This window comes from Streptomyces sp. NPDC015346 (assembly GCF_043078785.1).
In the GTDB taxonomy this organism is placed as follows: domain Bacteria; phylum Actinomycetota; class Actinomycetes; order Streptomycetales; family Streptomycetaceae; genus Streptomyces.
In genome coordinates this window covers 867582-887048 of sequence record NZ_JBIBTW010000002.1, presented here as the reverse complement: position 1 = coordinate 887048, position 19467 = coordinate 867582, and the positions used below count along the sequence as shown (strand labels likewise).

Below are 19467 nucleotides of genomic sequence, written 5' to 3'. Positions count from 1 at the left end.
CCCGAAAGGGGGACGCGAAAGCCCCCGGCGGGGTGCCGGGGGCTTTCACGTCGTTCATGGCTTCGGGCCTACTCGGTCGCGGCGAGCGCCGTCAGCAGGAGCGGCGTCACGAGGCCGACCTGCCAGCGGCGGGCGCCGCAGGCCGTCAGGGCCTCCGCGATCGTCTCGGCGGACACCGGGGCCGGCGGCTCCCAGCAGACCCGGCGGACCGTGTCCGGGGTGATCAGGTTCTCCTGGGGGAGGTTCAGCTCCTCCGCGAGGGCCGAGATCGCGGTGCGCGCCGCCGACAGGCGGGCTGCGGCCACCGGGTCCTTGTCCGCCCACGCGCGCGGCGGGGGCGGCCCGGCGAGCGGCTGGCCCGGCTGGGGCAGCTCCAGGTCGGGAAGCGCCTTCGCGCGGTCGACGGCGGCCTGCCACTGCTCCAGCTGGCGCCGGCCCATGCGGTGGCCGAAGCCCGGCAGCGCGGTCAGGGCGGCGACGTTCGGCGGCACCGCGAGGGCGGCCTCCACGATCGCCGCGTCGCTGAGCACCTTGCCCGGCGAGACGTCGCGCTTCTGGGCGATCCGGTCCCGCGCCGTCCACAGCTCGCGCACGACCGCCATCTGACGCCGGCGCCGCACCTTGTGCATGCCGGACGTACGCCGCCACGGGTCCTGGCGCGGCGGCGCGGGCGGGGCCGCGGCGATGGCGTCGAACTCCTGGTGGGCCCACTCCAGCTTGCCCTGCCGGTCGAGCTCCTTCTCCAGCGCGTCACGCAGGTCGACGAGGAGCTCGACGTCCAGCGCGGCGTACCGGAGCCACGGCTCGGGCAGCGGACGGGTGGACCAGTCGACGGCGGAGTGGCCCTTCTCCAGGGCGTAGCCGAGGACGGACTCGACCATCGCGCCGAGCCCGACCCGGGGAAAGCCGGCGAGCCGGCCGGCCAGCTCGGTGTCGAACAGCCGCGTCGGCACCATGCCTATGTCCCGCAGGCAGGGCAGGTCCTGGGTCGCCGCGTGCAGGATCCACTCGGTCCCGGCGAGCGCCTCGCCAAGACCGGAGAGGTCCGGGCAGCCCACCGGGTCGACGAGCGCGGTCCCGGCGCCCTCGCGGCGGAGCTGGACGAGATAGGCGCGCTGCCCGTAGCGGTAGCCGGAGGCGCGCTCGGCGTCGACGGCTACGGGGCCCCGGCCGGCGGCGAAGGCGGCGATGACGTCCCGCAGGGCGTCGTCGCTCGCGACCACCGGCGGGATGCCCTCGCGGGGCTCCAGCAGCGGGATCGGCAGCCCATTCGCAGGGACGTCGTCGTCCGGGGGAGCGCCCCCGGTGGTTCGCAGTGCTGTGTCTGCTGCGGTCTCTTGGGCGTCGGTCACGTGTCAAGGGTATCTGTGAACGGCAAGCGCCTGCCGACGGAACGTTCCGTCGACAGGCGCTGATCTTTCCTCGACCGCTCAGGGGGCCGTCGGGTGCGGCGGAGCCGTCCCGTTCAGTGGATGATCCCGGTGCGCAGCGCCACCGCGACCATGCCGGCGCGGTCGCCGGTGCCCAGCTTGCGGGCGATGCGGGCGAGGTGGCTCTTCACGGTCAGGGCGGACAGGCCCATCGAGACACCGATGGCCTTGTTCGACTGGCCTTCGGCGACCAGCCGGAGCACCTCGACCTCACGGCCGGAGAGCTCGCGGTAGCCGCCCGGGTGGCTCGGGGCACCCGGGGGGCGGCGGTGGCCGAGGCGGGCGGCCGCGGCGCCGATGGGGGCGGCGCCGGGGCGGGTGGGGTGCCCGATGTTCGTACGCGTACCGGTGACGACGTAACCCTTGACGCCGCCGGCCAGGGCGTTGCGTACGGCACCGATGTCGTCGGCCGCGGAGAGGGCGAGGCCGTTGGGCCAGCCCGCCGCGCGGGTTTCGGAGAGCAGCGTCAGGCCGCTGCCGTCGGGGAGGTGGACGTCGGCCACGCAGATGTCGCGGGGGTTCCCGACGCGGGGGCGGGCCTCCGCGATGGAGGACGCCTCGATGACGTCGCGTACTCCAAGGGCCCACAGGTGGCGGGTGACGGTGGAGCGGACGCGCGGGTCGGCCACGACGACCATGGCGGTCGGCTTGTTCGGTCGGTAGGCGACCAGGCTTGCGGGCTGCTCGAGGAGAACGGACACACGGCCTCCTGGGGAGATGCGGGACGGAGCCGGCTCGGGGAAGAAGCCGGGGGCGACCCGAGCGGTGAAGGGGTCATTGACCTCTTCGGCAGCTCGGGCGCCCGCCTTTAGGGAAAGATCACGATTTGGTGAGTAACAATTCGGGCAATTCGGACGCGTGATCGATCATCCTACGAGTGAGCCTCCGTCCGGGGGGCCCGGGACAGCGCCTGAGGAGCTGTCGGGCCGGGCCGCCCTACGGCTGCTGCGGGCCCCTGCGCTGGGGCAGCGACACGATGCCCGCGCCCGAGGTCGTGCCCGCGCCCGGATCCGGCGCGGTCGGCGGCAGGCCCGCGATCTGGCAGAGCAGATCGCACCAGGCCGCCAGATGCGCCCCCGTGTCCGGCACGCCCGCCACCACCTCCTGCGGAGTCCAGGACGCCCGGATCTCGATCTGGGTCGCCGGACGCCGCTCCGCGAGACCCCCGAAGTAATGGGAGCCCGCCTGCGTGACCGTACCGCTCGCCTCCCCGTACCCGAGCCCGCGCGCCTCCAGTGCGCCCGTCAGCCAGGACCAGCAGACCTCCGGAAGCAGCGGGTCCGCCGCCATCTCGGGCTCCAGCTCCGCCCGGACCAGCGTCACCAGGCGGAACGTGCCCTTCCATGCGTCGTGCCCGGCCGGGTCGTGCAGCAGGACGAGCCGGCCGTCGGCCAGGTCCTCCTCGCCCTCGACGACGGCCGCCTCCAGCGCGTACGCGTACGGCGCCAGCCGCTGCGGCGGCCGGGTCGGATCGATCTCGATCTCCGGCCGCGGCCGGGCCGCACGCAGCGCCTCCACCGCCCGCCGGAAAACGGGTGGCATCGGGTTCGCCTCCGTGCCGTTCGAGGTGGTGCCCGCCGTGTCGCCCGCCCCTCCGTCGCCGTCGGAATGATCGGAAAAATGTCCCTGCGCCGCAGCCATGCGGGGAAGAGTAGGCGGAACGGGGGCCTCGCGCAGGGAGGGACACCCGGCCCGGGCGAGCGGCTTTCAGCGCACATGCGAAGATTCTGGGCGTGAGTGCCAACGACAGCCCCTCGGGCCAGCGGACACAGCCGCCAGCGCAGACGTACGACTCCCCGTTCCTGAAGGCGTGCAGGCGGGAGCCGGTGCCGCACACGCCGGTCTGGTTCATGCGGCAGGCCGGGCGCTCGCTGCCCGAGTACCTGAAGGTCCGCGAGGGCATCCCGATGCTCGAGTCCTGCATGCGGCCCGAGCTGGTCACCGAGATCACGCTGCAGCCCGTGCGCCGCCACAAGGTGGACGCGGCGATCTTCTTCAGCGACATCGTCGTCCCCCTCAAGGCCATCGGCATCGACCTCGACATCAAGCCCGGCGTCGGCCCGGTCGTCGCCGAGCCCATCCGTACCCGCGCCGACCTGGCCCGGCTGCGCGACCTGACCCCCGAGGACGTCCACTACGTCACCGAGGCCATCGGGATGCTCACCGGCGAGCTGGGCTCCACCCCGCTCATCGGCTTCGCGGGCGCACCTTTCACCCTCGCGAGCTACCTCGTCGAGGGCGGTCCGTCCCGCAACCACGAGCACACCAAGGCGCTGATGTACGGAGACCCGGAGCTCTGGGCCGATCTGCTCGACCGGCTCGCCGAGATCACCTCGGCCTTCCTCACGGTCCAGATCGAGGCCGGCGTCTCCGCCGTCCAGCTCTTCGACTCCTGGGTGGGCGCCCTGGCCCCCGCCGACTACCGCCGCTCGGTGATGCCCGCCTCCACCAAGGTCTTCGACGCGGTCGCCCCGTACGGCGTCCCGCGCATCCACTTCGGTGTCGGTACGGGTGAGCTGCTCGGCCTCATGGGCGAGGCGGGCGCGGACGTCGTCGGCGTCGACTGGCGCGTCCCGCTGGACGAGGCCGCCCGCCGCGTCGGCCCCGGCAAGGCGCTCCAGGGCAACCTCGACCCTGCCGTGCTGTTCTCCTCGCGGGAGGCCGTGGAGGCGAAGACGGACGAGGTCCTGGCCGCCGCGAAGGCTCTCGAAGGGCACGTCTTCAACCTGGGGCACGGAGTGCTGCCGACGACCGACCCGGACGCGCTGACGCGCCTGGTGGAGTACGTCCACACGCGCACCGCCGTCTGACGGCCCTACGGACACGACACGGGGCCCGGCCCGCCACCCTCTCTGTTCGGGGTGGCGGGCCGGGACCGTTTCCGGTGAGCGTCAACCCACCTCGCAGTCGGCCTGCGGGGCGTTGCCCGAGGCGACCTGGCAGGAGTCGGTGCCGGCGCCGCCGGAGACGACACCGTTGTTGGTGTTGACCTGGATGTAGTCGTCGCCCTCGTTGCCGGCGACGAGGCCGTTGTTGGTGCTGACCTGCATGTAGTCGTTGCCGGTGCCGCCGCGTACCTCGGCGCCCTGCGCCACGGTGCCGGTGACGGAGATGTAGTCGTTGCCGCCGAGGCCGTCGACCGAGTGGCCGGCGGGAATCGACGCACAGCGGATGTAGTCGTTGCCGGCCGTGCCGGTCAGGTGGGTGGCGGTTCGGGAGAAGCCGTTGACCGTGCAGGTCACGGCGTGCGCGGGGGTGCTCAGAGCGAGCGGGGCGACGATGAGTGAAGCGGCGCAGAGCGCTCGCACGGTGTGTCGGATCATGCGATCAGTGACGCATGGTGAATGATGGCTCGCAAACTGTCACGACGCGTCGCTGCTCCGCCCGGGTCAGCCCGCCGCCCGAACGGCTGCCAGCGCTTTCCGCGCGGCGACCAGAACGGGGTCCCACACCGGGGAGAACGGCGGCGCGTACCCCAGATCGAGCGCCGTCATCTGCTCCACCGTCATCCCCGCCGTCAGCGCCACGGCCGCGATGTCCACCCGCTTCGCCGCGCCCTCCCGCCCGACGATCTGCACGCCGAGCAGCCGGCCCGTACGGCGCTCCGCCAGCATCTTCACCGTCATCGGAGCCGCGCCCGGGTAGTAACCCGCCCTGCTGGTCGACTCCACCGTCACCGTCACATACGCGAGACCGACCTCGCGGGCGTCCTTCTCGCGCAGCCCCGTCCGGGCGATCTCCAGCGAGCACACCTTCGACACCGCCGTACCGACCACGCCCGGGAACGTGGCGTAGCCGCCGCCCACGTTCGACCCGATGACCTGGCCGTGCTTGTTGGCGTGCGTGCCCAGCGCGATGTGGCGCTCGCGGCCCGAGACCAGGTCGAGGACCTCGACGCAGTCCCCGCCCGCCCAGATGTTCTCGTGACCCCGCACCCGCATCGCGAGATCGGTCAGCAGCCCTCCGTACGCCCCCAGCGGCAGCCCGGCCGCCCGTGCCAGACCCGTCTCCGGCACCACGCCCGTGCCGAGGACCACCACGTCCGCCGGGTACTCCGCGTCGTCCGTCGCCACCGCCCGGACCCGGCCGTCGTCACCGGTGAGGATCTTGGTGACGGCCGACGAGCCGACCGTCGTGATGCCCAGGCCGTCCATCGCCCGGTGCACCAGCCGTCCCATGTCCGGGTCGAGCGTCGCCATCGGCTGCTCGCCCCGGTTCAGGACGGTCACCTCATAGCCCCGGTTCAGCAGCGCCTCGGCCATCTCCACACCGATGTACCCGGCGCCGACGACCACCGCCCGCCGGCCCTCCGTACGCTCCAGCGAGTCGAGCAGCGCCTGCCCGTCGTCCAGGGTCTGCACCCCGTGCACCCCCGGGGCGTCGATCCCCGGCAGCGGCGGCCGCAGCGGACGGGCCCCGGTCGCGATCACCAGTTTGTCGAAGCCGGTCCACGCCTCCGCGCCCGACTCCAGGTCGCGGGTACGGACCCGCTGCCGCTCGACGTCCAGCTCGGTGACCTCGGTCCGCATCCGCAGATCGATGTCCCGCTCCCGGTGCTCCTCGGGGGTGCGCGCGATCAGCTGGTCGCGTTCGGCGACGTCGCCGCCGACCCAGTACGGGATGCCGCAGGCCGAGAACGAGGCGAAGTGGCCGCGTTCGAAGGCGACGATCTCCAGTTCCCCGGACTTCTTGAGCCTGCGTGCCTGCGACGCGGCGGACATGCCCGCCGCGTCGCCACCGATGACCACCAGTCGTTCACTCATACGAACACGCTACGTCCCGGCGGTCGTTCAGTCCCGCCGCCCGCCCGAAGACGTGTCAGATCCCGGAGCGGGTCCCGCGGCGGGGGCGGAGGCCGGTGCCGGGATCGGTGCCGGGGATGTACCGCCCGGGGCGGGAGCGGGAGCGGCCGGGACACCGCGTCGCGTCAGGCGCGGCCGGAGCAGCCACCGCCACACCGCGTACAGGACCGCGACCAGCGCGAGCCACGGGGCGACCGCCGCCAGCACGATCGCCACCCACGCGAGCGCCGTCACCAGCGCGCTCCAGCCGCCGGCGAGCGCGTCCAGGAAGCCGGGACGGTCCTCCTTCCCGGCCGGCTTCTCCGCCTCCTTCTCGGTCAGTTCGAGGGTGATCGTCGACAGGGACGTACGGTCCTTCAGCGAGGCCTGCTGGGCCAGCAGCGACTCCAGGTCCGCCTGACGGCGGCTCAGCTCGCCCTCCAGGGTCACCACGTCCTCGAGCCTCGTCGCCCGGTCCATCAGCGCCCGCACCCGCGCGACGCTCGCCCGCTGGGTGGCGATCCGGCTCTCCACGTCGACCACCTGCTCGGTGACGTCCTTGGCCTCCGCCTTCCGGGACAACAGCTTGCCGGTGCCCGCCAGCTCCGCGAGCACCGACTCGTACCGCTCCTGCGGCACCCGCAGCACGATCCGCGAGGTCACGTGCGTGTCGTCGACCCGCTCGGTCGACTCGTTCGCGATCTGTCCGCCCGCGCCCACGGTGATCCGGCGGGCCGTGTCCAGTGCCTTGGCGGCGTCCTTGACCTCCACGAAGACCTCGGCGGTACGGATGACGTGCTGCCGGGGCGCGGCCGGCTTCTTGCCCGTGCCCGCGTCGGCGCCCGCGCCCGTACCCGTGCCTGAGGACCTGGCCGCGTCCGGCGCCGCCTGTTCGTACCCTCTGTCGGCCGCGCCCTCGGCCCCCTTGGCGTCACTCAGGCCCTTCTGTGCGCCGCCGCCGTCGCCGCTGTCCGACGCTCCGCAGCCGGCCAGCGCCAGCGAGGCCGTCAGCAGCGCCGCGGCCGCCATTCGCGCTCCACGCATGTGGATCCCCCCGGGGGTGATGGTGAGTGTTGACGGTTCGACGTACGGGAGGGGGGCGCGGGTTGCCCTGGGGCGGTAGCGAAGCGGTCACGTTCTGGCCTCGGAACGGGTTTGAGAGAGTGGAGCCATGAACGCGGACACCACGGCCGGGGCATCCGGGCAGGCATCGAGGCGCACACCGGCGGCACCGGCGGCTCAGGCGGCTCCGGCGACACGGGCTCACGTCGTCGTCGTGGGAGGCGGGATCGCCGGACTCGCCGCCGCCCACCGGCTGACCTCCGCCGGCGTGCGGGTGACGCTGCTCGAAGGCGGCGACCGGCTCGGCGGCAAGCTGCTCGCCGGCGAGATCGCCGGCGCCCCCGTCGACCTCGGCGCGGAGTCGCTGCTCGCCCGCCGCCCCGAGGCGGTCGCCCTCGCGGGGGCCGTCGGCCTCGGCGACCGCCTCCAGGCCCCGGCCACCACCACCGCCTCCGTCTGGTCGCGCGGAACGCTGATCCCGATGCCCAAGGGCCATGTGATGGGCGTCCCCGCGGACGGCGAGGCGCTCGTCGGGCTCCTCTCCGAGCAGGGCGTGCGCCGGGTCGGTCAGGACCGCGAACTCCCCCCGACCGACATCGGCGACGACATCGCCATCGGCGCGTACGTCGCCGAGCGGATGGGCCACGAGGTCGTCGACCGGCTCGTGGAGCCGCTGCTCGGCGGGGTGTACGCCGGTGACGCGTACCGGATCTCCCTGCGGGCCGCCGTGCCCAAGCTCTTCGACGCGGCCCGCGTTCACCGGACGCTCACCGCGGCCGTCCGCGCCGTCCAGCAGGCCGGCGCGGCGACCCCGGCCGACGCCGCCGGTGCGGCCACCGGCCTCGGCGGCCCGGCGTTCATGGGCATCGAGGGCGGGATCGGCACCCTGCCCGGCGCCGTCGCGGACGCGATCCGCACCGCGGGCGGCGAGATCCTTAACCACGCCCCGGTCATCGCCCTCCGCCGCGTCGTGGCGACCCACGGCCCCGGGGCCGCGGCGGCGCCCGGCACCCGATGGCAGGTCGTCACGCCCGGCCGGACCCTCCTCGCCGACGGTGTCGTCGTCGCCGCCCCGGCCTGGTCCGCCGCCGAGCTCCTCGCCGACGAGGTGCCGGCCGCCTCCGCCGAACTCGGCGCCGTCGAGTACGCCTCGATGGCGCTGGTCACCCTCGCCTTCCGGCGCTCCGACCTCCACGGCCTGCCCGGGTCCGGGTTCCTCGTGCCGCCCGTCGACGGGCACACCATCAAGGCGTCCACGTTCTCCAGCCAGAAGTGGCGGTGGGTGACGGACGCCGCCCCCGACCTCTTCGTACTGCGCACCTCCGTCGGCCGCTACGGCGAGGAGGAGCAGGTCCACCGCGACGACGCCGACCTCGTGGAGGTGTCCCTGAAGGACCTCGGCGCCGCGACCGGACTGACCGTCCGGCCCGTCGCCACCACCGTCACCCGCTGGATCGACGGCCTGCCGCAGTACCCCGTCGGCCATCTCGCCCGGGTCTCCCGCATCCGCGCGGCCGTCGCGGCCGTGCCCGGACTGCGCCTCGCCGGGGCGGTGTACGACGGCGTCGGCATCCCCGCCTGCATCGCGTCGGCGACCCGCGCCGCCGACGAGATCGCGCGGGAGATCGCGGGGTAGATCGCGGGGCATATCGCGGACGAGATCATCGCCACGTCGAAAACGGTGGACCCTGGTGCGGGGCACTGTCCGTGACGGGCGAGAATAGGCGTATGAGTGCGCCCGAAAAGATCCCGAACGCCGGTAAGAAGGCGAAGGACCTCAACGAGGTCATCCGCTACACCCTGTGGTCCGTGTTCAAGCTGCGCGACAACCTGCCCGAGGACCGCGCCGGCTACGCCGAGGAGGTCCAGGACCTCTTCGACCAGCTCGCGGCCAAGGACATCACCATCCGCGGCACGTACGACCTCTCCGGTCTGCGCGCCGACGCCGATGTCATGATCTGGTGGCACGCCGAGACGAGCGACGAGCTCCAGGAGGCGTACAACCTCTTCCGCCGCACCAAGCTGGGCCGTGCGCTCGTGCCGGTCTGGTCGAACATGGCGCTGCACCGCCCCGCCGAGTTCAACAAGTCGCACATCCCGGCCTTCCTGGCCGACGAGACGCCCCGCGACTACGTGAGCGTCTACCCCTTCGTGCGCTCCTACGACTGGTACCTGCTGCCGGACGAGGACCGCCGCCGCATGCTCGCCGACCACGGCAAGATGGCGCGGGGCTTCCCCGACGTCCGCGCCAACACGGTCGCCTCGTTCTCGCTCGGCGACTACGAGTGGATCCTCGCCTTCGAGGCCGACGAGCTGCACCGCATCGTCGACCTCATGCGCCACCTGCGCGCGTCCGAGGCGCGGATGCACGTCCGCGAGGAGGTCCCGTTCTACACCGGCCGCCGCCGCTCCGTCGCGGAGCTCGTCTCCGGCCTGGCCTGACGGCCGTACGAACTTGGTGACGGCCCGGCGTCCAGCCGGGCCCTCACCCCTTGACCCGGAAGATCAGACGGCGGGCGGGAGCTCCCTCCGCCGCTCCAGCGACACCGGGTCCGGCTCCGGGTGCGGCGCGCACGACGCGCGCCGCACCGGCGTCTTTCCGGGGACCGCGCCCGTCAGCAGGTACGTCTCCAGGTGCCCGTTGACGCAGGCGTTCGGACCCCCGCCGATGCCGTGCGTACCGGCGTCCCGCTCGGTCACGAGGGCCGCACCCGACAGCCTGCGCTGCAGCTCCAGGGCTCCTTCGTACGGAGTGGCCGCGTCGCGCTCGGCGGCCAGGATCAGCACCGGCGGCAGCACGCCGACGCCCGTCCGCACGTCCAGCGGCTTCTGCCGGGGCGCCTTCCAGTAGGCGCAGGGGAGATTCATCCAGACGTTGTCCCACGTCTCGAACGGGGCGATCTTCGCGAGCCGGGTGTTGTCCCGGTCCCATACGGCGAAGTCCTCCGGCCAGGGAGCGTCGTTGCACTGCACCGCCGTGTAGACGGCCCTGCCGTTGGAGGCCTCGGCGAACCCCTCGTCCTTCGGCGCGGCCTGCTCGATCAGCGGCTTCGGATCCCCCTTCAGAAAGCGGGAGAGCGCGTGCGCCCGGGGCGCCCAGAAACGGTCGTGGTAGCCGGTCTGGAGCATCGCCGCGTGCAGCTGCCCCGGGCCCACGGTGCCGCCCGCGGGCCGCGCCGCGAGCTCGACGCGGACCTTCTCGTAGCTCACCAGCACCTCCTGCGCCGTGCTCCCCAGGCCGTACACCTTGTGGTGCTTGGCCACCCAGGTGCGGAAGTCGGCCCAGCGGCGCTCGAAGGCGAGCGACTGGTCGAGGTTGTTGACGTACCAGATATGCCGTGGCGCGGGATGGACCGGCGAGTCGAAGACCATCCGGCGCACCCGCTGCGGGAAGAGCGTCGCGTACAGCGCGCCGAAGTAGGTGCCGTACGAGGCGCCCATGTACGTCAGTCGCGGCTCGCCGAGAGCCGCCCTGAGCACTTCCAGGTCGCGCGCGTTGTTGAGCGAGTGGTAGTGCCGCAGGGCCGCGCCGGTGCGCTGCGCGCAGCCCCGCGCGTACGTCTTCGCGCGGGCGACGCGCTCCTGCTTGAAGACCTCCGAGGGCTCGGAGGGCGCGGGCGTCGGGCCCTTGGCGCGGTCGGCCGGGTCCTGGCAGGAGACGGGGGCGGAGCGGCCCACACCGCGCGGGGCGTAGCCGACCAGGTCGTACACGGCCGCGATCCGCTTCCAGGCGGGGAGCCCCGCCGCCATCGGGAAGTAGGTCGAGGAGGCGCCGGGGCCGCCCGGGTTGTAGACGAGCGCGCCCTGACGGCTGCCCGCCGGGCCCGAGGCCTTGACCCGGCTGACGGTGAGCGGGATCCGGGCGCCGTCGGGGTTCGCGTAGTCGAGGGGGACCCGGACCGTGCCGCACCGGACGGACGCCGGGAGCTGCTCCACCGCCGGGCAGGTGGTGAAGTCGATGCCCTCGGCGGCGGCTCTGCGGGCGGCGAGGAGGGTGCCGCGCTCCTCGGCGGGCGGGGCGTCCAGGGCGGCGGTGGCGGGCGCGGCGGCGAGTGAGCCGGCGAGTGAGGACAGCACCAACGACCCGGCGGCCCCGAACAGCGCGAGCGTTCTCATCGCCACTTCCCTTCCTTCGTACGCGGACGGACGGAAGGATGGTCGGCACGAGCGCACCACTTGTACAAGGACCGCCGGGGGGTGTCGGGGGCAATGCCCCCGATGGCCGTCAGGAGCTGGAGCTCGAACTGGAACAGCTCGACCCGCTGCTGCTGGAACAGGAACTTCCGCCGGACCCGCTCGACCCGCTGGAGCAGCTCGACCCGCCGGAGCCCGAACAGCTGGAGCCTCCGCCGGAACAGGAACCGGCGGAGCAACCGCTCCCACTCCCGCCCCCGCAGCCGCCTCCGCCGCTGCCGCCGCCCGCTCCGGTCGCGCACCAGACGGTGACCAGGCCGGCGGTGTCGTCCGTGTACGCCGGTGAGTACGGGGCCTGGGCCCCGCCGCCGCCCCGGCGCCGGGGCGCGTACACGCGGGCCGCCGCCAGCAACTGCTCCCGCAGGACCGGGTCCGGCAGGGCGCGCAGCCCGTGCAGGGCGACCAGATGGCCCGCGTCGGCGAGATGGCCGGACGCCCGCGCGTACGCGGCGACGGCGCGGCGGCCCGCCGGGGTGACCCGGCCGGAGGCGATCGAGCCGCACACCACGGCCGTGATGCCGGCGCCCGCCAGCGCGGGCAGCACCTTGAGGACGAACGGGACGGGAAGGTCGAAGGCGTCCGCCCGCGCCAGGTCGACGACCGTGAGGACGAGGCAGACGGGGACCAGGACGACGCAGGCGACGCCGAGGGCGGCGCTCAGGCGGACCGCCGAGCGGCGGGCGGCGGGCGTGACGATGAGCCCGCGCGCGGCGAGCGCGTCGCCGATCTCCTGGACGGCCGGGTGGCGCATGACCGTCAGGCGCAGGTGGTGCAGCGCGCCGTGCGGGGCGGCCGCGTGGGCCTGCAGGACGGCGCGTTCGACGGGGTCGTGGGCCGTCGGGCGCACGACGGCGACGATACCGGGGCCGCCGATCGCGATCCGGCCGTCGGCCTGCAGCGCGGCGAGGGCCGCGTCGACGACCCGGGCGGGACCGCCGTTCAGGAAGGCCGCCTCGTGGCGGTCGTGGACGGGGCCGCCGGTACCGGCGCGGGTGCGGGACACCTTGACGATCAGGAGGACGGCGCAGGTGACGGCGGCCAGGTGGAAGACGACGGCGAGTGCGTTCACGCTCCCCTCACCTCCTGACCAGTGCGGCGCGGGCGGCGCGGGCGATGCGGGTGGCGCGGCCCGGGGGGCGGGCGCCCGCGCGGTCCTGCCACCAGTGGGTGAGGCGGCGGCGGGCGCCGGGGTCCTCGGGCCGTCCCGCGACGAGCAGGTGCTCGGCGAAGTCGAGGGCGTCACGGCGGTAACCGCCCGACATGGGACGGGACTTGGCGTACGCGAGGAACGCGGGCCGGTAGCCGTCGCCGAGGATCTCGGGCAGCTCCGGGGCGACCTTGGCGACGACCCCGGCCCGCTTGGCCACGAGCGCCCGGCTCTGCACCCCGAGCCGCCGCGTGTCGAACCCCTCGGGCGCGGGCGTCCCGGCGACAAGCGCGGACAACAGCGCGACCTGCGCGAGCGCGACCCGAGCCCGCGCCCGGTCGACTCCCTCCGGCTCGGTCGGGGTGGGGCCTTCGGCTCCCGGCGCCTCGGTGGGGCGGGCGGCCTCCGGCGCCACCGTCCGGCGGGCGGTGCCGTGCGCGTGAGCCGTGGCCGGGTCGGTCGGTGGTTCCGGTGCCGGGGCGACCGCGGGGACCACCACGTCGGCGGTCGGTGGTTCCGGTGCCGGGGCGACCGCGGGGACCACCACGGCGGCGGCCGGAGGCTCCGGGGCCGGGGCGGCCGGGGCGGCCGGTGGCCTCGGCATCGGGCCGCCGGAGACGCGGGCGCCCGCGCCGATGAGGAGCGGGCGGGCCGCATCCGGCCGGCCAGCGGCGGCCGGTGCGTCGGGCCTGAGGGCGGCTCGTGCGCCGGCGTCGGATGGCGCGGCTGCCGGCCGGTGCCCTGCCCCGCCGGTCGCTGGCGTCGGGGACCCGGCGCCGGCGGCCGGTGCGTCCGGCCTCAGGGCGGCTCGTGCGCCGGCGTCGGATGGCGCGGCTGCCGGCCGGTGCCCCGACCCGCCGGTCGCCGCCGTGGGGGACCCGGCGGCGGTATCGCGCGCGGTCGCCCGCGCGTCGTCGGCGACGCCCTCGCGGCCTGCCCCGGCCCGCGCGGCCTTCCCGCCGCCGGCCCCGGGGACGGTCCCGGACGCCTCCGCCAGCGTGTGGCGGATCGATCGGAGTTCCGAGGCCAGTTCTTCGGGCGGCGGGAAGTTGTCGTCCCGTTCCAGCAGGACGCCCGGTGGGGAGATCCGGGACGCCAGGTCCGCCAGGATGTCGAGGACCGGGGCCGGGACCGGGTGGGCGTGGGTGTCGTGCCAGACGCCGTCGCGGGCGAGGCCGCCCGCGACATGGACGTACGCGATCGACTCGACCGGCAGCTCCGAGAGGGCCTTCGCCGGGTCCTCGCCCCGGTTGACGTGGTTGGTGTGGAGGTTGGCGACGTCGATCAGGAGCCGTACCCCCGTACGCTCCACCAGCTCCGCCAGGAACTGCCCCTCCGTCAGCTCCTCGCCCGGCCAGGCGATCAGCGCCGCGATGTTCTCCAGGGCCAGCGGCACCGGCAGCGCGTCCTGCGCGATCCGGACGTTCTCGCAGAGCACGTCCAGCGCGTCCCGGGTCCGCGGCACCGGCAGCAGGTGCCCCGCCTCCAGGGCCGGCGTCGCGGTGAGCGGCCCCCCGGCCCGGACGAACGCGATGTGCTCCGTCACCAGCGGCGCTCCCAGCGCCGTCGCCTTCGCCGCCAGCTCCGCGAGCCGCCCCGCGTCCGGCCGGTCCGCGCCGCCGAGCCCGAGCGAGACCCCGTGCGGGACGACCGTGACCCCGCGCGCACGCAGCCGCGTCAGCGAGTCCGGGAGGTGTCCCACGCAGACGTTCTCCGCGACGACCTCCACCCAGTCCACGCCGGGCAGGGCCTCCACCGCCTCCGCGATCTCGGGACGCCAGCCGATGCCTATGCCGAGTTCCGTGCCGAGTTCCGTGCCGAGTTCCGTCATGTCCCCCTCCTTCAGTCCCCCACGTGATGGCCCCGCCGGTGACGTTCGAATCCCGTCGAGGGGACGTTCAGAGGTTGATTTGAGGTTCCTCGCACGCGTTCACCGGCCGCCTCGCCGCCTCGCCACCTCAGCCGTGCGGCGTCATGATCCCCGCCTCCGGCACCGGGCGCGAGGTGTACGACTGGTCCGTCCCCGACGGGCGGACCGGCGAGGGCACGGCGGGCGACGGCACCACCGGCGGGCCGGTCGGCGGCGTCGTCTTCCGGCCCGCCGCCTCGTTCGCCAGCGCGTCGTAGTCGACCATCCCGGTCGCCTCCAGCATGGTGATGTGGTCGAGCACCGTCTGGTTGGCGTCGCTCGCCAGCTGCCGTATCAGCGCGTTACGGGTGGTGTGCCGGACCTCCGCGATGAGCGCGAACACCTTCCCGTGCGCGTTGCGCAGCAGGTTCGCGAACTTCCGCTCGTACTCCTCCCCGCGCGCCGCCGTCAGCTCCCTGAGCCATCCCTGCTGCTGCTCGGTGGGCTGGTTGGGCAGCTCGACGCCGAGCTTCGCGGCCACGTCCCGCGCCCGCCGGTCCAGGTCGGTGTGGCCGACGACGAGATGGTCGCCGCACTCCACCATCGCCCGGCTGGGGGCGCGTTCGATGGCCTGCTGGCCCGCCGGAAGCTCCCAGAGTCCGGCGAGCCGCACCTTCACCAGCAGATCCCGGTCCGTGGCCGAGAGCGGGCCCCACTGGGTGGCCACGGTCGACGCGTTGAGATTGGCCTGGCCGGTGCCGGAGCGGTCGGCGTAGGACCAGATCGGAAAGGCCAGTGCGCCGACCGTGGCGACGAGCGCCGCGATGATGAGTGCCGTCCCGTTGACGCGTAGCGACAAGATGTCTCCCGTACTGTCCCGTGCTGTCGGTCGATGTCACCGCAGACTGAACCGCCAACCGGAATGCCGTACAAGCCACTTGGCGGTATCGGGGGATACGGATCGGGAAGCGGCTCCGTTCAGTCGCCGAGCGGTCCGACAGACGCGTCGATCACGGGGGACGCGGGGAACGCGGACACGACCGTGCACGAACCGGGCGCGATCTCCGTGAACCCGGCGTCCCGTACCACCGGCAGCCCGCTCGTGGTCAGTTCGGCCCAGCGCTCCGCCGGCGCGGTCCGCACGGCCAGCGGGAATCCGGCCCCACGCCACGCCTTGCGGTCCGCCTCCGACATCTGCCACCACAGCAGCTGCGCCCCGTGCCCCGCCTGCGCCATCGTCTTGCCCGCCGACATGTCCAGCTCCGGGTTGAGCCAGAGGACCGCCGCCCCCGCCGGTACCTCGCCGGGCTCGGCCGGGTCCTCCAGGTCGGTGCCCGACACCTGGAGCTTGACCAGCTCCTTGGGCCAGCCGTCCAGCGGGACCGGCGGGAACACCCGTACCTCCGCGGCCTCGCCGGTCACCGTGATGCCCGGCAGCGCCGACGCCCGGCGCCACTCCGCGCCGCGCGCCCGGCGCACCACCTTGCGGATCCGGGCGTCCTGCCAGTCCGTGATCGCCCGCGCCCACTCCCCGTCGCCGTGGGACCGCTCGTCGGCGAGGATCTCAAGCACGGCGCGGGCCGCCGTCTCCAGCGCGTCGGTACGGGCCGGGGGCTCGGCCCGCTCGATCCGTACGACCAGGGGCAGGACGAACTGGGGCTTGAGGTCACGGGTGTCGGTCTCGTTGCTGCTCACCCGGCAAGTCTGCCACCGCCCTCACCGGCACCGCCCTCACCGGGGATTCTTGTGGGAACGCTCGCTTCCGGGCCAGGATGCCTTCCATGAAGAGCGATCTTTTCGCCGGTGAGCACCTCGCCGAGACCGCGACGTTCCCGGGCATGAGCCTGCAGAACGCCAAGGCCGTCAGATACGTCGTCAACGGCGAGATGCACGCGCGCCAGGGCTCGATGATCGCCTTCCGCGGCGACCTCCGGTTCGAGCGCAAGGGCCAGGGCATCGGCGGCATGCTCAAGCGCGCCGTCACGGGCGAGGGCCTCGCGCTGATGGCCGTCCGAGGCCAGGGCGAGGCCTGGTTCGCGCACGAGGCGCAGAACTGCTTCATCGTCGAGATCGAGCAGGGCGACGCGCTCACCGTGAACGGCCGCAACGTCCTGTGCTTCGACCCCACCCTCTCGTACGAGATCAAGACGGTGAAGGGCGCCGGCATGACCGGCGGCGGCCTCTTCAACAGCGTCTTCTCCGGGTACGGAAAGATCGCCCTGGTCTGCGAGGGCGCCCCGATCGTCATCCCGGTCACCGCGCAGGCCCCGGTCTTCGTCGACACCGACGCCGTCGTCGGCTGGAGCGAGCGGCTGCACCCCTCGCTGCACCGCTCGCAGTCCCTCGGCTCGATGATGCGGGGCGGTTCGGGCGAGGCGGTCCAGCTGAAGCTGGAGGGCGAGGGCTTCGTCATCGTCCGGCCGAGCGAGCTGACCGCGCAGAAGGCCTCGGCGAACTGAGGCCGGCGTGAGGCTCGACGGCGTCGGCCGCCGCTACGGCCCGCGCGGCCCGTGGGTGCTGCGGGAGGTCGACCTCGGCCTGCCCGCCGGCGCCCTGGTGCGGATCACCGGCACCAACGGCACCGGCAAGTCGACGCTCCTGCGGCTGATCGCGGGCATCGACGCGCCGACGCGCGGCCGGATCACGGACCGGCCGGTGCGCACGGCGTACGTCCCGGAGCGGTTCCCGGCCGCCCTGCCGTTCACGGCCGGCGGCTACCTGCTGCACCTCGGTCGTATCCAGGGCCTCGGGCGGTCCGAGGCCGCCGCCAGGGCGGGGGAGTGGTTGGAGCGCTTCGGCGCGGGCGCGTTCGCCGCCACCCCGCTCGCCGAACTCTCCAAGGGCAGCTGCCAGAAGGTCGCCGTCGCCCAGGCCCTGCTCGCGGACCCGCCGCTGCTCGTCCTCGACGAGGCGTGGACCGGTCTGGACGCCGGCGCGCGCGACGCACTGGACCGGGCGGTCCGCGACCGGGTGGCGGCGGGCGGCACGGTGGTCTTCGTCGACCACGATCCGCGCCGGCTCGCGGGGGAGGCGGACGCGGTGTTCACGGTGGAGACGGGACGGGTGCGCCCCGAGGCGCCGCGAGCGCGAGGGCACGAGGCGGGACCGGCACCGGCACGGCCCGAGGGAGGACGGGTGCGGCCCGAGAGCGCCCGGCGACCGCACCGCATGGACCCACGCGTACGGATCGTGGTCTCGGGCGGGGGCGCGCTGCCCGACGGGCTCCCCGGCTCGCCCTCGTACGCGCCCTCCTACGCGCCCGGCGTCGACGGGACGACGACCATCTGCACCGTCGACGCCGCGCACTCCGACGCGCTGCTGCGGGCGCTGCTCGCCGCCCGTCCGCCCTGGCACATCCACCAGTTGAGCACCGAAGGCGTCCGGGTATGAGTCCGGGTATGGGTCCGGGTATGACCGCACTGCTGCGCTATCAGACCGACCTCTTCCTGCGCTCCCAGCGCTGGCTCGCACCGCTGCTGCTGTACGCGGTCTTCCTCGGCGTCGGCGTGCGGGCCGGGGAGCCCGTGCTCGGCGCCCTCGGGTACACCTCCGCCGCGCTGCTCCCCGTCACGGCCTGGATCGTACGGATCTGTCTGAACCAGGAACCGCCCGCCGCCCGCACCGTGGTGGCCGCGGCGGCCGGGCGGGAGCGGGCGCACCTGGCGGCGGTCCTGGCGGCCGTCGCCTGCGCGGCGCTCCTCGGCACGGTCGCGGTTCTCGGGGTGACGGCGGTGAGCGACCTCCGCGGGGTGGGACCGGTGGCGGCCGGCGCCGCCGGCCTTCTCGCCGCGGCCGTCTGTGTCCTGACCGGCGCGGCGGTCGGCGCGCTGTGCACCCGGCCGCTCCTGCACGCCCCGGGCTGGTCGCTCGCCGCCCTCGTCCTCGCCTCGCTCCTCGCCCTGGTGACGAGCGGTTCCCCGGCGAAGTACGCGGTGACGGGACTGATCACCGGCTCGCGCACGGCCACCGTCCACCTGCCCTGGCTCGCGTGCGCCGGCGCCCTGGCGGTCTCGGCCGCCGCGGTGGCCCTGGCCTGCCGGGCCACTGCCTGGCGGGAGTGAGAGTGGGTACGCTCGAATACATGGACGAGAACACGTCGTACTGCGAGCCCGCGGACACCACGCCGGGGCCCACGGCGGTCGAGGGGCCGTACGCCGAGTGCGTGCTGTGCCGGCAGCCGACCGAGTACCCGGAGTCGACGAAGGGCATCACCCTCTGCCCGGTCTGCGAGTGGCGCGAGGCCGAGCGCACGGCCTGCTCCGGCTGAGGCCGCGTCGGCGTCCGCGGCCGCGAAGTCCCGCCTGGCCGCGAGCCCTGTCCCGCACCCCGGCCGGCGACGCGTGCGCGGATGTTAGCTTCCTCCCCGTGATGGAGCAGGAGCACCAGGACGAGACCAGGGCGGCCTACGACGGGGTCGTCGAGCTGTACGCCTCGATGTTCGCCGACCGGCTGGAGACGCGGCCGTTCGCGCGGGCCATGATCGGCACCTTCGCCGAGCTGGTGCGCGGGACGGGGAACCCACGGGCGGCCGACGTCGGGTGCGGGCCCGGACATCTGACGGCCATGCTGCACGACCTGGGCCTTGACGCCTTCGGGCTCGACCTCTCCCCGGCCATGGTCGACCACGCCCGGCGGGCCCACCCGGCGCTGCGCTTCGACGAGGCGCGGATGGAGGCCCTGCCGGTCGAGGACCGCTCGCTCGGCGGCCTGCTGGCCCACTACTCGATGATCCATACCCCGCCTGCGGAACTGCCCGCGCTGCTCGCCGAGCAGGCGCGTGTCCTGGCACCGGGCGGTCTGCTCCTGGTGTCGTTCTTCGGGACCGACGCACCGGATCCGGTCCGCTTCGACCACAAGGTGACGCCCGCCTACAGCTGGCCGGTGGACCGGTTCGCCGAGCTGCTGGCGGGGGCCGGCCTCGTCCCGTTCGCCCGGCTGCTCCACGACCCGGCCGCCGAGCGGGGCTTCCTCGACGCCCACGTGCTGGCCCGCCTCCCCTAGGGA

19 protein-coding genes are annotated in these 19467 nt (G+C 74.2%); 8 read left to right on the top strand and 11 right to left on the bottom strand.

What is annotated here, in order from left to right; translation table 11 throughout:
• Positions 1 to 68: 68 nt before the first annotated feature.
• The 3 genes from ACF06X_RS09990 to ACF06X_RS09980 all read right to left on the bottom strand — a co-directional run bounded on the left by ACF06X_RS09990 (position 69) and on the right by ACF06X_RS09980 (position 3071).
• A complete protein-coding gene (locus ACF06X_RS09990; protein ID WP_392286718.1) occupies positions 69 to 1352 on the bottom strand; it encodes a ribonuclease D in 1284 nt (427 codons plus the stop codon).
• Positions 1353 to 1465: 113 nt separating this feature from the next.
• Entirely contained in the window at positions 1466 to 2131 is a 666-nt protein-coding gene (locus tag ACF06X_RS09985) for a response regulator transcription factor (RefSeq protein WP_015037008.1), read from the bottom strand.
• A 235-nt stretch (positions 2132 to 2366) separates the two neighbouring features.
• Complete coding sequence (locus ACF06X_RS09980) at positions 2367 to 3071, bottom strand: DUF3000 domain-containing protein (RefSeq protein WP_392286717.1); 705 nt, start codon at positions 3069 to 3071, stop codon at positions 2367 to 2369.
• 92 nt (positions 3072 to 3163) lie between these two features.
• Between ACF06X_RS09980 and hemE the strand changes: the two genes are divergently transcribed.
• Positions 3164 to 4240, top strand: a complete 1077-nt coding sequence (gene hemE / locus ACF06X_RS09975; RefSeq protein WP_392286716.1) for a uroporphyrinogen decarboxylase — start codon at positions 3164 to 3166, stop codon at positions 4238 to 4240.
• A gap of 81 nt (positions 4241 to 4321) precedes the next feature.
• Here the strand turns inward: hemE and ACF06X_RS09970 are convergent, their stop codons facing one another.
• The 3 genes from ACF06X_RS09970 to ACF06X_RS09960 form a co-directional block, all read right to left on the bottom strand.
• Positions 4322 to 4753, bottom strand: coding sequence for a hypothetical protein (locus ACF06X_RS09970; protein WP_392286715.1), 432 nt, complete (start codon positions 4751 to 4753; stop codon positions 4322 to 4324).
• Between the two features lie 66 nt (positions 4754 to 4819).
• Positions 4820 to 6193 carry an FAD-dependent oxidoreductase gene (locus tag ACF06X_RS09965; RefSeq protein ID WP_392286714.1) on the bottom strand — a complete coding sequence of 458 codons (1374 nt, stop codon included), beginning with the start codon at positions 6191 to 6193 and terminating at the stop codon, positions 4820 to 4822.
• Positions 6194 to 6220: 27 nt separating this feature from the next.
• Positions 6221 to 7255, bottom strand: coding sequence for a DUF4349 domain-containing protein (locus tag ACF06X_RS09960; protein WP_392286713.1), 1035 nt, complete (start codon positions 7253 to 7255; stop codon positions 6221 to 6223).
• 127 nt (positions 7256 to 7382) lie between these two features.
• Between ACF06X_RS09960 and hemG the strand changes: the two genes are divergently transcribed.
• The gene (gene hemG, locus ACF06X_RS09955) at positions 7383 to 8909 is read left to right on the top strand and encodes a protoporphyrinogen oxidase (protein ID WP_392286712.1); all 1527 of its coding nucleotides are present in this window, start codon (positions 7383 to 7385) and stop codon (positions 8907 to 8909) included.
• 92 nt (positions 8910 to 9001) lie between these two features.
• Entirely contained in the window at positions 9002 to 9715 is a 714-nt protein-coding gene (gene hemQ, locus ACF06X_RS09950) for a hydrogen peroxide-dependent heme synthase (RefSeq protein WP_392286711.1), read from the top strand.
• Positions 9716 to 9778: 63 nt separating this feature from the next.
• Here hemQ and ACF06X_RS09945 read toward each other — a convergent pair whose 3' ends face one another.
• From ACF06X_RS09945 to ACF06X_RS09925, 5 genes are all read right to left on the bottom strand, one after another.
• Positions 9779 to 11389 (bottom strand): alpha/beta hydrolase, encoded by a 1611-nt coding sequence (locus tag ACF06X_RS09945; RefSeq protein ID WP_392286912.1) that lies wholly within the window; start codon positions 11387 to 11389, stop codon positions 9779 to 9781.
• Positions 11390 to 11498: 109 nt separating this feature from the next.
• A complete protein-coding gene (locus ACF06X_RS09940) occupies positions 11499 to 12536 on the bottom strand; it encodes a TIGR04222 domain-containing membrane protein (RefSeq protein ID WP_392286710.1) in 1038 nt (345 codons plus the stop codon).
• 7 nt (positions 12537 to 12543) lie between these two features.
• A complete protein-coding gene (locus ACF06X_RS09935) occupies positions 12544 to 14445 on the bottom strand; it encodes a DUF692 family multinuclear iron-containing protein (protein WP_392286709.1) in 1902 nt (633 codons plus the stop codon).
• A 127-nt stretch (positions 14446 to 14572) separates the two neighbouring features.
• Entirely contained in the window at positions 14573 to 15322 is a 750-nt protein-coding gene (locus ACF06X_RS09930) for a DUF4142 domain-containing protein (RefSeq protein ID WP_392286708.1), read from the bottom strand.
• Between the two features lie 119 nt (positions 15323 to 15441).
• Entirely contained in the window at positions 15442 to 16158 is a 717-nt protein-coding gene (locus ACF06X_RS09925; RefSeq protein WP_392286707.1) for a peptidyl-tRNA hydrolase, read from the bottom strand.
• A gap of 86 nt (positions 16159 to 16244) precedes the next feature.
• Between ACF06X_RS09925 and ACF06X_RS09920 the strand changes: the two genes are divergently transcribed.
• From ACF06X_RS09920 to ACF06X_RS09900, 5 genes are all read left to right on the top strand, one after another.
• A complete protein-coding gene (locus ACF06X_RS09920; protein ID WP_392286706.1) occupies positions 16245 to 16922 on the top strand; it encodes an AIM24 family protein in 678 nt (225 codons plus the stop codon).
• Between the two features lie 7 nt (positions 16923 to 16929).
• Positions 16930 to 17853 (top strand): ATP-binding cassette domain-containing protein, encoded by a 924-nt coding sequence (locus ACF06X_RS09915; RefSeq protein ID WP_392286705.1) that lies wholly within the window; start codon positions 16930 to 16932, stop codon positions 17851 to 17853.
• A 20-nt stretch (positions 17854 to 17873) separates the two neighbouring features.
• Complete coding sequence (locus tag ACF06X_RS09910) at positions 17874 to 18524, top strand: ABC transporter (RefSeq protein WP_392286704.1); 651 nt, start codon at positions 17874 to 17876, stop codon at positions 18522 to 18524.
• Between the two features lie 20 nt (positions 18525 to 18544).
• On the top strand, positions 18545 to 18730 hold the full coding sequence (locus ACF06X_RS09905) for a hypothetical protein (protein WP_392286703.1): 186 nt from the start codon (positions 18545 to 18547) through the stop codon (positions 18728 to 18730).
• 101 nt (positions 18731 to 18831) lie between these two features.
• The gene (locus ACF06X_RS09900) at positions 18832 to 19464 is read left to right on the top strand and encodes a methyltransferase domain-containing protein (RefSeq protein ID WP_392286911.1); all 633 of its coding nucleotides are present in this window, start codon (positions 18832 to 18834) and stop codon (positions 19462 to 19464) included.
• Positions 19465 to 19467: the final 3 nt, after the last annotated feature.

Bases quoted from the DNA above. Each gene is read 5' to 3' on its own strand.
- ACF06X_RS09910 (WP_392286704.1), top strand. From the start codon at position 17,874: ATGACCGCACTGCTGCGCTATCAGACCGACCTCTTCCTGCGCTCCCAG.
- ACF06X_RS09935 (WP_392286709.1), bottom strand. From the start codon at position 14,445: ATGACGGAACTCGGCACGGAACTCGGCACGGAACTCGGCATAGGCATC.
- ACF06X_RS09945 (WP_392286912.1), bottom strand. From the start codon at position 11,389: ATGAGAACGCTCGCGCTGTTCGGGGCCGCCGGGTCGTTGGTGCTGTCC.
- ACF06X_RS09920 (WP_392286706.1), top strand. From the start codon at position 16,245: ATGAAGAGCGATCTTTTCGCCGGTGAGCACCTCGCCGAGACCGCGACG.
- ACF06X_RS09960 (WP_392286713.1), bottom strand. From the start codon at position 7,255: ATGCGTGGAGCGCGAATGGCGGCCGCGGCGCTGCTGACGGCCTCGCTG.
- hemG (WP_392286712.1), top strand. From the start codon at position 7,383: ATGAACGCGGACACCACGGCCGGGGCATCCGGGCAGGCATCGAGGCGC.
- ACF06X_RS09905 (WP_392286703.1), top strand. From the start codon at position 18,545: ATGGACGAGAACACGTCGTACTGCGAGCCCGCGGACACCACGCCGGGG.
- hemQ (WP_392286711.1), top strand. From the start codon at position 9,002: ATGAGTGCGCCCGAAAAGATCCCGAACGCCGGTAAGAAGGCGAAGGAC.
- ACF06X_RS09965 (WP_392286714.1), bottom strand. From the start codon at position 6,193: ATGAGTGAACGACTGGTGGTCATCGGTGGCGACGCGGCGGGCATGTCC.
- ACF06X_RS09900 (WP_392286911.1), top strand. From the start codon at position 18,832: ATGGAGCAGGAGCACCAGGACGAGACCAGGGCGGCCTACGACGGGGTC.
- ACF06X_RS09980 (WP_392286717.1), bottom strand. From the start codon at position 3,071: ATGGCTGCGGCGCAGGGACATTTTTCCGATCATTCCGACGGCGACGGA.
- ACF06X_RS09970 (WP_392286715.1), bottom strand. From the start codon at position 4,753: ATGATCCGACACACCGTGCGAGCGCTCTGCGCCGCTTCACTCATCGTC.